The sequence below is a fragment of the Photobacterium sp. SKA34 genome (assembly GCF_000153325.1).
Lineage (GTDB): Bacteria > Pseudomonadota > Gammaproteobacteria > Enterobacterales > Vibrionaceae > Photobacterium.
The window spans coordinates 1147130-1162335 of sequence record NZ_CH724141.1 but is presented as its reverse complement, the minus strand read 5'-3'; the positions used below and the strand labels follow the sequence as shown (position 1 = coordinate 1162335).

Genomic DNA, 15206 nt, shown 5'->3' with positions numbered 1-15206 from the left:
AAGCGGTTTGATCTCTTATTTAAATTACGTAACAAAGCCTTCCAATGGTCGCTTATACAGATACAGATCATACAACTAAGTTAATTAACACCCATTTGATGTTTATATTTGGTTACTGATTTATCACAGAAATCTCGCTCATCATCATCGGTAATATTGTTAATAAGTTCAGCAATTGCTTCGTAACCAACCTTACCGTTTTTTACTTTCCATACGGTATAAGCTGCCTGCTTATCTAATTCAATACGTGTTCTTTCACCATCAGACAGTAACGTAAGGTTATACATGAATTATGCTCGCTCTAATTTTATTGTTTTATTTTACCTAAAAAGATAAATGATCAAAATAGCCATACACCATAATCATTGGGGTTTTCTTGCGACAAAATTTGAGTATTTAGCCATCAAAAAAAGAAGCTCAACCTCTCTTTTTCAACATAATTAGTAAACAACTGACTATTTTATCTAAAACAGCCTAAATTATGTGATATTGATCGCGAGAATAATCATCCCGCTTACATAAACTGTTTCCATTAAAACACAACAATAACCTTTGTTAATTATTAAAATCTAGGAGCAATATATGGCCACCCCACATATTAACGCAGAGCTTGGTGATTTTGCAGAAACAGTTCTAATGCCAGGTGATCCTCTACGTGCTCAGTTTATTGCTGAAACTTACCTAGATAATGTTAAGCGTGTTTGTGACGTACGTAGTATGTATGGCTACACCGGCACTTATAAAGGTCAACGTATTTCGGTTATGGGGCATGGTATGGGTATTCCCTCATGCTCTATTTATGTTCACGAATTAATTAAAGACTTTGGTGTTAAAAATATTATCCGTATCGGTAGCTGTGGCGCTGTCCATGATGATGTAAAACTGATGGATGTGATCATCGGTATGGGAGCCTCAACAGATTCAAAAGTAAACCGTATTCGCTTCTCAAATCATGATTTTGCAGCAATTGCGGATTATCAATTATTAGAAACTGCGGTAAATCAAGCACGGGCGCAGAAAGTACCGGTTCGTGTCGGTAATGTTTTTTCTGCTGACTTATTCTACAGTCCAGAAAGCGATCTTTTCGATAAAATGGAAAAGCTAGGTATCCTTGGCGTAGATATGGAGGCGGCAGGTATTTACGGCGTTGCTGCCGAGTTAGGTGCAAAAGCACTGACTATTCTAACGGTTTCTGATCATATCAAACGTGGTGAAAAGCTCAGTGCAGAAGATCGTCAAAAATCATTTAATGAAATGATGAATATCGCACTAGAAACAGCAATTTCTTTATAAATACCCCATAAGCGGGAGACATTTTCCCCGAGGTGTTGACCGCTTATTTCTATACATAAATAAAAACTAAAGGGATGTTAGTTTAATCAATACCTTCAATTAATAGAAACCAGCTCGATAATGTAAAATGTGGCGTCTTACACAATCATAGGTAACATATTATTGAAACGTTTTGTTCTCTGACAGTGCTGAGTACTATTTACTCAGCCCCTTCTCACAAATCCCACTCCTGTGCTTAGTAACAACCTTGATAATATATTTATAATCATTGTTAAGATCCCTCAAAAATAAGGTTTGATTATGTCGACATTTCTTACAACAGCAAACCACATTGAGCAGTTACCTTTAGCTTTCAATGGCCATCAGTTTAATCACTGTAAAACATTGATTTGTAAGAACTTTTGTTCACATAATCCAAATGACTATGTGCTACAACATACAAACAAAAATCGTCCAACACTGGTATGCCTTGAGTGTGGTGCTTTTCCTCCTTTATTGAATAACCAAGATGTTGTAGAAGAAGCCCTACGTTACCAAACTCAACAAAGCGGCGATCTTCCTAGATGTACAAATAACGCCTGTGAGAATAAAGATTTTTCAGCACTAACACACAGACATTTATATCACGCATTTGGCTTTAGTGGTGACAGGCAGCGCTATCGTTGTAAAGCATGCGACCAAACATTTGTCGATCGTTGGTCTGGTACCAATAATAAGCATCTCATACAACAAAAACTCTTAGGGTTATTATTTACTGGTTATCCAGTGCGAGATATTTGTCGTCGCTTAGAGATAAATCCAAAGACATTTTATGATCAATTAAACCACATCGCAGCAAGGTGTCGTCGCCAACTTGCTTTGTTTGATGAACGCTTATTTAAACACCAACATAAAGTAGAACTTGCTTCCAATATCAAAGCGTTGCAAGAGAAAAGTATGAACGGTGTACTATGGGTTGCTAGTGCAGAAGCGCAGTCAGGGTATGTCGTTACTCAGCATATTAATTACCAACAAGAAACTGTTGAATCAACACAAGAGCACCATGATGCTTATCAAGATACCGCTCGCTACATGGCCCTTTCGTCACCTCATCAAACGCTGAAAGAAACATTTATCCCGCAAGGAATATTAGCGCAAGTAGATACAACGTATCGGAAAATTTTTAGTCGCTCCAATATGGAGAATCCATTAACTGATGGCAGGATCATTAATTACCCAACGAAAGGAACATTGATCCACCCTCAATACACCGTATATAGCCACTACCTATATTTAAAGCAAATGTTCCAGCATAGTGACTATCTTGCGGTTTTCATGCCCCAAGAAACACTGCTTCGTTCTGCCTGTATTTCGGTTTTTATTGACCATATTAAAAATAAACGAATTGATCCTATTTATGTTCTGGAAGGTGAGCAATGGCTACACGGCGATAAACCAGACAATGTCGATATTGTGCTACTAGGTTGGTGGCAAGATCGATGGGCTTTCACACATTTAGATAACGCCAGTAAAGGGATCTGCCACCTTGGTGGAGAAACATCGAAAGATAAGCAATGGCTAGAGCATGCAACGTATCGTGCTATTTCATCTTATCAAAACCGTTTTCAAGACCAATTTAGCCAACTGATCAACGAACCAAGACGTAAACTTCGACCAGCAGGATTATTACCTCTGCTTGATATTTACCGCGCTTGGCATAACCTTTGTCGCCAAGATAAATACAGATTAACGCCTGCGCAACGATTAGGTCTTGCCTCTTCACCTATAACATTAGAACAGTTGTTGAGCTAACAACAGAGATAAAAAAGGCTCAATATTGCCATCAGTGATGCCATTTTATTGAGCCTGATTAGAACGTTTATAATCTAAAACGCCTTATCTTTATATAATCTTATTTTTCAGCTGCAACAACTGAGATTTCAACCAACAAAGCATCACGTGCCATACTTGCTTCTACACAAGCACGTGCAGGTGCATGACCTTCAGGAACCCAGCTATCCCACACTGCATTCATCTCTGCGAACATACTCATATCTTTAATATAAATCGTTGCAGAAAGCATATGCTCTTTATCACTTCCCGCTTGTAGTAATAACGCTTCAACTTTATCCAGCATTGTCTGTGTTTGCTCTGTAATACTTTTTGTTGCATCAGCACAAACTTGACCACATAGATAAATAGTTCCGTTATGTTTTACAATACGGCTCATTCGAGCACCTGTTTCCAAACGTTCAATCATGGTATTTCCTGTTCACTAGAAAGTAATACCTTATTGTAACTTTTTTTGCAGAAAAGTCGTCATAGTTCGGTAAGAAAATAAAATTATTTGCACTAATTGTAATTTACACCGTAAATTTCAGCTATTTTCCTAACGAATCTTCAATTCTCGCTTTCCAAATCGCCATTGCTAATGCAGGTTTACGTAGCACTTCTGGTGTTGGTATCCAGCCATGCTTGATCTTAGCAAACACATCAAAACGTTCTGCAGTGCCAGACATTGCTTCTGCTATGACTTTACCAGCAATATTGGTTAAACCAACGCCATGTCCAGTGTATCCATGAGCAACATAAATATCATTCCCCAAGTGATCAATTTGAGGCATGTAAGAACGAGTGACCGCAAATAAGCCGCCCCAGTGGTATTTCATTTTCACATCTTTTAACTGTGGGAATACCGTGATCATACGTTGGCTTAGGCGCTCCGCTGAATCACTGTATTCACCATTAAATGGATGGTTTACACCGCCAAATAAAATACGACCATCAGGAGTCGGACGATAATAATCAAGACTGTTATTTAAATCTGACATTGCCATCATATTTGCTATGGGCTGACGATCACCTAATTGCTCGGTTACTGCAATATAAGAAGCAACCGGCAAAACGACACTTTGTGCTTTACGGTTTAATCCGTCTAAATAGGCATTACATGCCAATAGCACTTGTTTCGCTTTTACGCGACCTTTAGGTGTATGAATAATATGTGGATTACCTTTTTCAATTTTAGTCGCTGGGGTATTTTCAAATACCGATGCACCTAATGACATTGCAGCACTGGCTAAACCTAAGGTGTAATTCAATGGGTGCATGTGTGCACTGTTTGAATCAAACAAACCACCAAGATAGCGATCGGTATGCGCTATTTGCTGAATTTGTTCTTTTTCCCACCAGCTTGCAGTTGGGTAATCATAACAAGTCTGCTTTAAGTCATACCAAGATTTTAATTCTTCTTCTTGGCTCTTTTTCAATGCAAGTTCAATATAGCCTTGTTGAAAATCACAGTCGATATTGAATGTTTCAATACGCTCGCGTGCAATATCAACCGCTTCACACGAGAGATCCCATAATTGTTTTCCCCATTCAGGGCCATAGGTCTCATCGACTTCACGTAGCCCCAAACAGTAACCGACGAGACACTGCCCACCATTTCGGCCAGAGCCCCCCCATGCTAAACGTTTAGATTCAAGAACGACAACCGAAAAACCTTTCTGACGTAATTCGATGGCAGCATTCAAACCTGTCATACCGCCACCAATAATACACACGTCAGCTTCTATTTGTTGTTCGAGTTCTGCTTGCTCAGGTAATGCATTAATTGTTGCTTGGTAATAACTATTAATATATTGACTACGCATGGACATTCCAATTGCCTATAAATAAGAACAGAGAAAAAATCGCGCGGATAATGTCACGCTATTAATGTAACAACAAGGAATTTATTACTGTGATAATGTTCATATATCACACTAATTAGCTTTGACATGCTTAATGTTAACTCTATTATCCGCTACTCACTGACTTACCTGGTCATTTAGGGAAATAGAAATGAAAAAAGTTTTTAAAGGGGTGACAACACTAACATTCGCACTTTCAGCATTTAATGTTTCGGCAAATGATGCTGTGCTTAACATTTACAACTGGGCTGAATATATGCCAACAGATGTAATTCAAGCATTTGAGAAAGAATACAATGTCACCGTCAACTATTCGACTTTCGATAATAACGAAGCGATGTATACCAAATTAAAACTTCTGAATAACAAAGGTTATGATGTGGTTTTTGCTTCAACCTATTTTATTGAAAAAATGGCACGTGAAGGCATGTTAGCCAAAATAGACAAAACCAAAATGCATCACTTAAAAGATGTTTATCCTGGTTTGTTAGGCCAACAATTTGATCCTAAAAACGATTACTCACTTCCGTATGTTTGGGGTGTGACAGGGATCTCTTATAACTCAGATAGTATTAAAAACGATCAGGTAACGGGCTGGAATGATTTATGGAATACTGATTTCCAACGCCAAGTCATGCTATTAGACGATGTTCGTGATGTATTTGGTATGGCATTAAAAGCACAGGGCCATAGCATTAACAGCACCAACGAAGCAGAAATAAAACAAGCTTACGAGAACCTGCGCGACTTACGTCCTAACGTTATTGTCTATAACTCAGACGCACCACACGTACCATACGTAACAGGTGAAGCAATGCTAGGTATGCAATGGAACGGTAATGCTTATTTAGCCAAGCAAGAAATGCCAGAGCTAAAATTTGTTTATCCAAAAGAAGGTTCAATTCTGTGGATGGATAACTTTATTGTACCAGAAGGCAGTGTAAATAAAGATTTAGCCTTTAAGTTTATTGATTTCTTTATGCGTCAGGAAAACCAAGCAAAATTAGTTGAAGAGCTAGGTTTCCCTGCGCCAAATAAGCAAGCAAAGTCATTCTTACCTAAAGAATTACAAAACGATCCAATGATCTTCCCAACAGATGAGGAAGTAAATAAGGGTGAGTTTACTAATGATGTTGGCGATGCAGTCAATATTTACGAAAAATACTGGCAATTGCTGAAGAGCTAAAAATAAAAAAGAGCAACACGAGGTGTTGCTCTTTTACTTCAGATGATATTAATTAAATTCTATTCCAGTACTTGTTACAAAATAATTAAGTTCACCAAATCATTAATTATCAGCTCCTTAGAATAGAAAGAAACAACATCCTCACCACTAGAGTTTATTGATACATAAATATCAGTTAACGTTATAATCTTTCTCTTACTATCAGTTATTGATTCGAGTTGAAGAGCTCCCATATCATTAATATGCCAAGAGTACTCTTGACCTAATCAACTGCAATTTGATTTTTAATAAAACTATAATCCACACCGCCAATATTCAGTGACTTATCGTTCAAGTATGATTCATGAAATACTAATGCAGAAACTAAATTAGGTTCGGTACATGACACAACAGCATTGTGATAAATATCTTCGCTAGCAATTAAGGTATCACCAATAGAACAATAGTTCGCCATAGAATCTGACAATTTAGCTATTGCTGACCATACATCATAACTATATCTAGCATCCGCTAATTTCACTTGCGAATAAACAACCATGTTATACGCACCATCTCTAACTAAATCAGTAACTTGAGATTGAAGTACTGAATCTATTGCTTGTCCGATTGGTGCAACATAAGCACCATTCTGACTATAAGTTGCAATTGAGTCTGCTGAGATAACATTAATAGTATAGTAATGAGTTATCACGATAAGTTTAATGGTTGAGGTACATCATTAATAAGAAAAGCCATCATCAGTTATATAAGGTGGCTTATTATATTATAAGCATCGAGATATAAGTTGAATCAACTTCGCCGCTAATTTCGCGGTTTGATTAGCATAATCATATTCAGGATTGAGCTCAGCGATATCAACTAACTTTACTTTCCCACTCGCCATAATATGTTTAATTGCCCATTCCACCATGGGTAAACCAACCCCCTGCATTTGGGTCATATTCACACCTGGCGCAATGGATGCGGAAAATACATCTAGTCCAATACTTAACTGTATAACATCGACACTATCGATATATTTATCAATTTTGGCTTGTACTGCTTTTTTATTTCGTGACGTTATTTGGCTATCAAGCAACCATTCACAGCCCAGATTTTCAGCTAATTTAAACATCGCTTGTGAATTAGCACGATCGCATATACCTAAACCAAGGTAATGAAAATCTCGGTGATGCTCTTTGCTATAACATAATGCAGAATGAAAAGCCGAACCTGAACGAACAGACAAGGTTGGTCGCAACTCAAAATGTGCATCAAAATTGATGATCCCAACACGCGATTTACAAGGCTGATAACTCATCGTTGGATCTTCTTGCGTCACCGATAAAGCAACAACATTATTAGGTATCGATTTAGCTACTTGCCATTCGGTATGTATTTTTGCTTTATCATCGGCAAAATCTGATAACGCTTGATAACTTGCAATAGAAATTTCATGACCGCCCCCTAACATTATAGGGAAATGCCCAGAATGGAGTAAACCATTTACAACTTGCGCTTGCTTATCACTTAATGTTGAGAAGTTTGTATCGTCATCAACCAGTTCTATATCGCCAGCATCATAAAAGGGCAGTTTTGAATGCGAATGTGTATTGGGAAGAATACGACGAATACTTGCAGGTCCTTCTTTCGCTCCTTGTCGACCTCGATTCCAGCCAATACTGAGATCAGAAATAACACCAAGTAAAACAATCCCTTGTTCTTGTTGATCAATATAAGGAGAAATTAACGTATGTGAACGATGTGTAATACGAGGTTTAACATCATCAGTTTTAAATAATTTTTTTAAATGATCTACAAACATACGTTTATCTTCCTTTGATCAAAAACGTTGTAATTTAATGTTGTGGAGGTAATACACGAGCGGCCTGTAAAACACACATGACAATTTTATTTTTACAGCTATTGATACGTTCAGTAGGTGCCATAACACTCACTGCACCTGCCACTTTATTACCAATAAAAACAGGCGCACTGACACCAGAGACACCTTCGTCAATTTCAGACGTACTAATAGCAAAACCATCTTGTTTAATAAGATCAAGCTCTGTTAACCATGTGTCTAATTGCTCTTTCTCAGCGATCTCATAATGATTCAAAATACGTAATTGGCGAGAAAGGGGTAAATACGCCAAAATCACTTTTGCTGAAGCACCGCGGATAAGAGGCTGGCTCTGCCCTTTTTCATAGCTACAACGCAAAGCATATAGGCTATCAATGCTATCGACACACAAAGCATTAAACCCAACAGGCACCATGTATGCCGACATCTCGCCAGTTTGTTGCTGCAAGCGTTTTAATATAGGTCGAACATCATCTGGTAATGGTGAATTAATCTGAAAATTACGTTGTAATTGCAATGCCGCAGGCCCGGCACTGTACGTATTATGACCGTGATTCTCTTCGATTAAATTCCAATCCCTTAGTAATGCTAAGTAGCGGTATAAACTACTAATAGGCATATTCATTTCGACACTTAATTGCAGGGCTTGCAGAGGGAAAGGTGAAGCTGCAATGTGAGTTAATACTTGCAACAGCTTTTCATTAGCACTGAGTGAGTTTGTCACGGTGTTGGCTTCTTGTTTTTGTATGATAATTACTTTTAACCAATAAAAAACCATACTGCAAATTAAATTCTTACAGACTGAGAATTATACAAAATAATCATCAATAAATTACCGCAATATAAGAAACCTAATATTAAACACTTTATATTTACTGAATTATTATCAAGAAACTTTCTTACCCTATGGGATTTATCTGTCTAATAAATATTTACATAGCGTTTCAATTTGTTAATTAAAAATCAACGCATTATCACAGTAATAAAAAAGATGTAACTTTTCCGAGATCCTCACCTTCAATCAAGTGAGAAAAAAGGCGGTTTTCTATGCTAAATAGCAGATCACGCTAGTAATAATAGGAGGGTTACTGGTAAAATCCTTGCAAAATTGACCGTCACACATAGTAAAAGAGAGTGATTCCTCATGGGAAGAAAGTTCGAAGTACGCAAATTGTCTATGGCAAAAACCCAAGGCGCTAAGATCAAAGTTTACTCAAAGTACGGTAAAGAGATCTACGTTTGTGCTAAGAACGGTAGCCCTGATCCAGATGCTAACCTAGCACTTCGCCGTCTTATTGAAAAAGCGAAGAAAGATCAGGTGCCAAGCCACGTTATCGAAAAAGCAATTGATAAGGCTAAAGGTGGCGGCGGTGAAGATTACTCAACAGCACGTTACGAAGGTTTTGGTCCTGGCAACTGCATGGTTATTGTTGACTGCCTAACTGACAACAACAACCGTACTTTCATGGACGTTCGCCAAGCATTCGTTAAAAACAATGCAAAGATTGGTAGCCCAGGTACTGTTGGCCACATGTTTGAACACCAAGCAGTATTTGAATTCAAAGGCACTGATGAAGAAGCAGTTCTTGAGAATCTAATGATGGAAGATGCTGATGTTACTGACATCACATGTGAAGATGGCGTGATCACTGTTTACGCTCCTCACACAGAATTCTTCAAAATCAAAAATGCTATTGCGGCTACAATGCCAGAAGTAACATTAGATGTTGAAGAAATTTCTTTCGTTCCACAGACAATGACTGAATTGGCTGGCGACGACATCGCTATGTTCGAGAAATTCCTTGATGCATTGAATGATTGTGATGACGTACAAAACGTTTACCACAACGCTGAAATGGCTGACTAATATTTAGTTTGCTGTTGATATAAAAAAGGTCACCTAATGGTGACCTTTTTTGTTTTTGCTGAATTATTATTGGCTTAACGATTTGCCTTTCGTGCTCGTGACATTAACCAAAATGCTAAAGCACCAAAACCTAATGCTTGTAACCATAATTGCTGCCACCAGCCAATCATTTGAGCAAAGGTTGCGCCCATCTGATTTAAGCCAAGAAAACCATTAATAGCAGCCGTTGACGGTGCTAACTGGGTTAACTCTCGTAGTAATGTTGGCAATTCAGAGGTTGGCCAAATAAAGCCTGCGGTAAACACCAGAGGTAATGAGCTTAATAGCACCACCAGCGTGACTAACTCACAACGTGGAATCAACTGTCCTAATACCATTCCCAACATGATTACCGCTAATAAAAAGGCTACCGTCATGGAAAGGAGATCAGGAATTGATGCCAATCGATTTACCCCATAATAGGTAAAGGTAAAACCAAAATAGTAAGCGGCTAAAACTAAATAAATCACGACAAAAATAAACGCCCTTACTGCCATAATCATCCATACCGGATATTCAGCCCAGTAACCGGTTTTACCCGCAGCACGAGCCTCGTTTTCAGATGCGCCCACCATGCCGACACCAATTAATAGTGTTTGATGCAATATCAGTACAAATACCGCTGGCACTACGTAGTTGATATAACCCATAGTTACGTTAAACACAGGACGCATATTGAGTTTCATCGCACTGTATTGCTCAGTTGCTTGAACGAAATTGTCACCCTTTAAAACAAGATGGTTAATCTTCGCCTTTACACCTAAATCGGCACCTGCAGCGCTTAATCCTTCTACAATCGTACCGTATACCAAGAACAACGCCGCATTACCTGAATATGCCAGTGTTGGGCTAGTCCCTAACATTACATCTTTATAGAAATCATGGGGGATCACTAAAATCCCTTCTACTTGACGATCAAGTAACGCTTGTTTAGCCGCATCAATACTACCTAGATGTTGAGTAATATGAACCTGTGGTGTGGCATCTGCCATACGGATCAATTCACGACTCATCTGAGTTTGATCAAGATCGACTACGGCAACTTTCTGATCACGAGGAAGCTCATTGGTATAAGGTAACGGGTATAGAAAAGAGTAGAAAACCACTCCACCAAATACTGTAAACACCAACGAAACATTCGTAAAAATGGCTTTTAACTCATGCTTAAATAAACTTAACCAGCTCATTTATGCTTCCCCTTTCGCAATAGGATGTTTATCCAACGCCTTTCGGCGACGAACTAACATCAGCACCACAGCCATCACAAGAGCCACCATAAAGCACGCCAGAATAAACAATTGATGAGATGCCTGATACCAACCAGTACCATAATCAACTTGCTGTAATTGCAGTTCAATATAATGACTTACAGGTAATAAGCTACGCCACATTTTTGCAATCATCGGCATATCAGTGGCAGGAAAAGTGATCCCCATAAAGGCAAAAGCCGGTGCTGTAAATGCCGCAACGAAACTCATTGCACGCGGTACTTCCATTGCAAGAAAATAAAGAAAAGCCCCCATACTTTGACACGCCAGCACCATTAACAATTGCGCAACAATCAAAATAGACCAATCACCATGCATAGGCCAATCAAGCGCTACGTACATCCACCACAAGAACAGCAACCCTTGGATAAGGAATAAACCCGTATAGGCCGCTAACTTACCTAATAACTTAGAAACAGGTGATGTTTGTAACCACTTCCATAATCCTTGTGTTCTCGCTTCATGAGCAATAGCTAACACCGTTGTTGCAACAATCAAGATCTGCCAGATAGACGGGATAATGGAAGAAACCAAAAACTGTCCATAATGGCTATTACTGTTAAATAACGGTGTAATTTGCCCACGAATAGGAACGGCTTGCCCCATCGCTTGCAATGGTACTGGTGCCCCTGTCGCCATATTCTTAACGGTTTCAACCCCTGCATTGAATGTGCCTTCGGCAAGCAGCATTGAAGAGCTGATCAATTTACCTATTAAAATAAATTGTCCATTATAAAATGTGGTGATCTGTGGCGAAAAACCAAGCTTTGTGTCTTTTTCAAAATTATCTGGGATCACCACCATGGCATAGATTTCATTGGCTCGCATCGCTTCACTACCCTGATCTGGGCTCGTGAATTGACGTGTAACAGCCATTGTCGGGCTTGCATCCACATAACGAGTAAAATGACGAGACAACTGGCTATGATCAAGATCGACAACACCAACAGGTAAGTTATGCGCTATACCCGTAGAAAAAATAGCCCACATAGTGAGAAATAACACGGCAGGTAACCACAGTGTTAATGCTCGTAACCAGCCATCTTTCCATATGTTTCGCCATTCTTGCTTCACATACTGAAAGCTATTCATATTACTGCTCTACAATCACGCTCATGCCTACGCGCAAGCCATCAATTGGTTGTGTTGGACGAGCTTCCACTTCAAACGTACGCATATCAAAGCCTTTCGCCGTATCTGTTGCACGCCACGTAGCAAAATCACCCATTACCGCAACGTGTGTTACTTTAAATAAATAAGCTTTATCACTTAGTGCAGGAATGGTTACGTTAAACTCTTTACCTTCTTGGTAATCTTTTAGCTTATCTTCTCGCACATTAAAGACAGCCCACGCATCGTTAATATCAATAATATTCACAACAGGGAAACCTTGTGGTGCTAATTCACCATCGTGCAGCAACACTTGTGAAACTTCCCCTTGGTGCCAGCTAGAGATCTTGGTATCAGCAACATACGCTTCCACTTCTGCCACTGCCCCTGCTGCCATTTTAACTTTCTCTTGAGCTGCACGTTTAGTTTCTACGCGTGCACCTTCTTTGGCCATTTCATACATCTGGTATGCTGCACTTTCGGTATATTGTGCCGCTTGCCATTGTGTAAAAGCTTCATCGCGTTTTTGCTCTGCAATCACGCCATCTTTATAAAGGTTATTCACACGGACATAAGTCGTTTTCATCAATTTCGCAGCTGCCGTAGCTTTACGCCACTGATCTTCTGCTGCTGCAATTTGCTGACGTCGCGCGCCTTTTTCAGCTTCTTCTGCCAACGCACCAGCCGCTTGCTCACCCGCTTTCGCCTGTTCTAACTTGGCATTAATTTCCGGACTTAAAATGGTAAAAATAAGTTGTCCCGGTTTAACTTCATCACCTTTTCGAACAAGTACTTGATCAATACGTCCTGGCACTTTTGAAGAAATATTGTATTGCTGCGCTTCAATCTGACCTTGCATACGTTCAGGCTGAGGCTGGTAAGCATGCCAGAAGGTATAACCCAACCAACCCACAACAGCAATTACAGGAACCGCTACTGCTATAGACTTCAACTTACTCATGACAATTAAACCTCTATACCTTGATATTTCTGATAATTATTGAAGGTGTTCATTTCACCACTTACCGCAAGTAAACGAGTTAAACACATAACATATTGATAGGCCGCAGCAAGTCGCTGGGTTTTAACGGCAGATAAATACAGTTCAGCGTCAACCACATCAAGTGACGTTGATAACCCTTGGCTAAATGCTTTTTCACGTAGACGAATATTTTCTTTTGCTAATGCAAGACTCGATTGTAAACCGTTATATTCTTCTACTGCTTGATTAGCTTCTCGATAGGTTTTCTCGACTAACACAGTCAGATCTTGTTCGGCTTGCGCACGTAAATGATTCACTTGTGTCACCATCGAATGCGCCGCTTTTACCTTGCCTGAACGGCCAGAGCTGTCGATAAGCGGGACACTGACACCAATACCCACAGCCCAATCAGGTGCCATTTTAGCGGCAAGAGAATCGCTTTCGTAGAGGTTATAATCCCCGTACAAATACACTTCTGGGTAATATTTGCCTTTCTCTACATCAATTAAGCCATCTGCCTGTTTACGCTTAGCATCCAAAATATGTAAACCAGGGTAGCTTGCTAACGTTTTATTTATAAACGCCGACATAGGCGGTAAAGAGCTATTGATAAACAGGTTGGTAGTGGGTGCTGTGGTACTCGATTGCTGTAGTAACCTTGTTAGCGCAACTTGTGCAATTTCTAAATCACGCACTGATTTTTGTGCGTCAACTTTCGCTTTATCGTAAGCCGCTTCTGCTTGTAGGCGCTCAACTTTTGCAATTTGACCTTGTTGTTCAAGTTTAAGCGAATGCTCATAATGACGTTTTAGCCCTACTTCAACCTCTTTACGTGTTTCGACAACATTTTTTGCTAAAACAACGCCAAAGTAAAAGCGGGATAAATCTTCAAACTTAGCCTGTTGCATCATGGCAAGCATGTATTTCGCTTCTTCCGTTTGTCCTTTAGCAATATCTTGTGCCGCACTGATACGACCACCGGTGAAAATAGGCCAAATAGCACGAACAGAACTGGTTAACACATCACGATCTTCAATCGTTGACGTTAGTGCAGAATTAAGGTCTAGGCCTGTTACTTTAGTAAGCTCGGCAATAATTTTTGTTAATTCTTGACCTGCTGCTGTAGAAGATGCAGGCATACTGCCGAACAAATCTGAAGGTGACAGTTTTACATCTTGATCCAAACGGGTGTAATTAGCGCCAATCGTCACAGTTGGCAGATATAAGTCACTTGCCGCATCTTGCATGTGCTCCGCTTGCTCAACACTTGAACGTCCAGCCGCCAAACCATCATTCTTTGTCACGACAGTATGCCACGCATCACTGAACGCAATTGGTGATGCATAAATACTAGGCGTGATCGCCAGCAAGGCGATAGCCAGTGGTTTAACCATAAATGGTTTTATTCTCATAAGGTAACCCTTTGATACCAGTTTTTCTTAATGCTTTTTTCATTCTAGAGCAATAACTCTAAAATAAAACAGTTTTTTATGTATAGAGTCGTCTTGCTTTAACGATAAACTGTATAAATATTATTAAGATAATCCTAATAATAACAGCATACTCTTATTGCGTTATTCTTATTACTAAAGATATAAAAAACACAGTTAACCTAAAGTTAGATTGAAAAGTTAGAAACCCTATATGGAATAAGGGCTACAAGGTAGTTATCTAACTTTCTGTCTTTTTATCTAATTTTGTAACTATTTTTAGGGCGCTCTATAGAAAAGTTAGATCGTAATTCTTTACGGTATTCGTTATTACATTATCTAACTTTCATCAGTGATAATTAGATCTTATCTGAATCCGATTTGTTTAGCGACTGTCAGAGACTAGGATTGATACTTTTTGGGATTTATTTAACTGGCTTCTTTGGGGGTTCTAGCTAACTTCTGGACAGAAGTGATTTAGGTTTTTACTTAATTTGAGTATCGATACTGTTCT

14 protein-coding genes are annotated in these 15206 nt (G+C 39.1%); 4 read left to right on the top strand and 10 right to left on the bottom strand.

Features of this window, described 5'->3' with window-relative positions; genetic code table 11:
- Positions 1-80 precede the first annotated feature (80 nt).
- Positions 81-287, bottom strand: a complete 207-nt coding sequence (locus SKA34_RS06610) for a DUF3283 family protein (protein ID WP_006644717.1) — start codon at positions 285-287, stop codon at positions 81-83.
- A gap of 295 nt (positions 288-582) precedes the next feature.
- On the opposite strand from SKA34_RS06610, the gene deoD reads away from it, so the two are divergent.
- Positions 583-1293, top strand: coding sequence for a purine-nucleoside phosphorylase (gene deoD, locus SKA34_RS06605; RefSeq protein ID WP_006644716.1), 711 nt, complete (start codon positions 583-585; stop codon positions 1291-1293).
- Between the two features lie 300 nt (positions 1294-1593).
- A complete protein-coding gene (locus SKA34_RS06600; protein ID WP_006644715.1) occupies positions 1594-3084 on the top strand; it encodes a hypothetical protein in 1491 nt (496 codons plus the stop codon).
- Between the two features lie 100 nt (positions 3085-3184).
- Here the strand turns inward: SKA34_RS06600 and SKA34_RS06595 are convergent, their stop codons facing one another.
- Positions 3185-3532: a RidA family protein gene (locus SKA34_RS06595; protein ID WP_006644714.1), complete on the bottom strand. Its 348-nt coding sequence runs from the start codon at positions 3530-3532 to the stop codon at positions 3185-3187.
- A gap of 121 nt (positions 3533-3653) precedes the next feature.
- Positions 3654-4928, bottom strand: coding sequence for an FAD-binding oxidoreductase (locus SKA34_RS06590; protein WP_006644713.1), 1275 nt, complete (start codon positions 4926-4928; stop codon positions 3654-3656).
- A gap of 190 nt (positions 4929-5118) precedes the next feature.
- Here SKA34_RS06590 and SKA34_RS06585 point away from each other — a divergent pair, with 190 nt between their 5' ends.
- Positions 5119-6153, top strand: a complete 1035-nt coding sequence (locus SKA34_RS06585) for a PotD/PotF family extracellular solute-binding protein (protein WP_006644712.1) — start codon at positions 5119-5121, stop codon at positions 6151-6153.
- A gap of 262 nt (positions 6154-6415) precedes the next feature.
- On the opposite strand, the gene SKA34_RS06580 is transcribed toward SKA34_RS06585, so the two are convergent.
- The 3 genes from SKA34_RS06580 to SKA34_RS06570 form a co-directional block, all read right to left on the bottom strand.
- Entirely contained in the window at positions 6416-6844 is a 429-nt protein-coding gene (locus tag SKA34_RS06580) for a hypothetical protein (protein WP_006644711.1), read from the bottom strand.
- 72 nt (positions 6845-6916) lie between these two features.
- Positions 6917-7957, bottom strand: coding sequence for an arginase family protein (locus SKA34_RS06575; RefSeq protein ID WP_006644710.1), 1041 nt, complete (start codon positions 7955-7957; stop codon positions 6917-6919).
- Between the two features lie 34 nt (positions 7958-7991).
- Positions 7992-8774, bottom strand: a complete 783-nt coding sequence (locus tag SKA34_RS06570; RefSeq protein WP_006644709.1) for an IclR family transcriptional regulator — start codon at positions 8772-8774, stop codon at positions 7992-7994.
- Between the two features lie 366 nt (positions 8775-9140).
- Between SKA34_RS06570 and SKA34_RS06565 the strand changes: the two genes are divergently transcribed.
- Positions 9141-9863: a YebC/PmpR family DNA-binding transcriptional regulator gene (locus SKA34_RS06565; protein ID WP_006644708.1), complete on the top strand. Its 723-nt coding sequence runs from the start codon at positions 9141-9143 to the stop codon at positions 9861-9863.
- A 74-nt stretch (positions 9864-9937) separates the two neighbouring features.
- Here SKA34_RS06565 and SKA34_RS06560 read toward each other — a convergent pair whose 3' ends face one another.
- Genes SKA34_RS06560 through SKA34_RS06545 form a run of 4 tightly spaced genes read right to left on the bottom strand, consistent with a single transcriptional unit; the run spans position 9938 to position 14674 of the window.
- Positions 9938-11089: an ABC transporter permease gene (locus tag SKA34_RS06560; protein WP_006644707.1), complete on the bottom strand. Its 1152-nt coding sequence runs from the start codon at positions 11087-11089 to the stop codon at positions 9938-9940.
- Complete coding sequence (locus SKA34_RS06555) at positions 11090-12262, bottom strand: ABC transporter permease (protein WP_006644706.1); 1173 nt, start codon at positions 12260-12262, stop codon at positions 11090-11092.
- A 1-nt stretch (position 12263) separates the two neighbouring features.
- Positions 12264-13241, bottom strand: a complete 978-nt coding sequence (locus SKA34_RS06550; protein ID WP_006644705.1) for an HlyD family secretion protein — start codon at positions 13239-13241, stop codon at positions 12264-12266.
- A 5-nt stretch (positions 13242-13246) separates the two neighbouring features.
- Complete coding sequence (locus tag SKA34_RS06545; protein WP_006644704.1) at positions 13247-14674, bottom strand: TolC family protein; 1428 nt, start codon at positions 14672-14674, stop codon at positions 13247-13249.
- Positions 14675-15206 lie beyond the last annotated feature (532 nt).

Coding starts and splice junctions, on each gene's coding strand:
- SKA34_RS06610 (WP_006644717.1), bottom strand. CDS start 287: ATGTATAACCTTACGTTACTGTCTGATGGTGAAAGAACACGTATTGAA.
- deoD (WP_006644716.1), top strand. CDS start 583: ATGGCCACCCCACATATTAACGCAGAGCTTGGTGATTTTGCAGAAACA.
- SKA34_RS06600 (WP_006644715.1), top strand. CDS start 1,594: ATGTCGACATTTCTTACAACAGCAAACCACATTGAGCAGTTACCTTTA.
- SKA34_RS06595 (WP_006644714.1), bottom strand. CDS start 3,532: ATGATTGAACGTTTGGAAACAGGTGCTCGAATGAGCCGTATTGTAAAA.
- SKA34_RS06590 (WP_006644713.1), bottom strand. CDS start 4,928: ATGCGTAGTCAATATATTAATAGTTATTACCAAGCAACAATTAATGCA.
- SKA34_RS06585 (WP_006644712.1), top strand. CDS start 5,119: ATGAAAAAAGTTTTTAAAGGGGTGACAACACTAACATTCGCACTTTCA.
- SKA34_RS06575 (WP_006644710.1), bottom strand. CDS start 7,957: ATGTTTGTAGATCATTTAAAAAAATTATTTAAAACTGATGATGTTAAA.
- SKA34_RS06570 (WP_006644709.1), bottom strand. CDS start 8,774: ATGGTTTTTTATTGGTTAAAAGTAATTATCATACAAAAACAAGAAGCC.
- SKA34_RS06565 (WP_006644708.1), top strand. CDS start 9,141: ATGGGAAGAAAGTTCGAAGTACGCAAATTGTCTATGGCAAAAACCCAA.
- SKA34_RS06560 (WP_006644707.1), bottom strand. CDS start 11,089: ATGAGCTGGTTAAGTTTATTTAAGCATGAGTTAAAAGCCATTTTTACG.
- SKA34_RS06555 (WP_006644706.1), bottom strand. CDS start 12,262: ATGAATAGCTTTCAGTATGTGAAGCAAGAATGGCGAAACATATGGAAA.
- SKA34_RS06550 (WP_006644705.1), bottom strand. CDS start 13,241: ATGAGTAAGTTGAAGTCTATAGCAGTAGCGGTTCCTGTAATTGCTGTT.
- SKA34_RS06545 (WP_006644704.1), bottom strand. CDS start 14,674: ATGAGAATAAAACCATTTATGGTTAAACCACTGGCTATCGCCTTGCTG.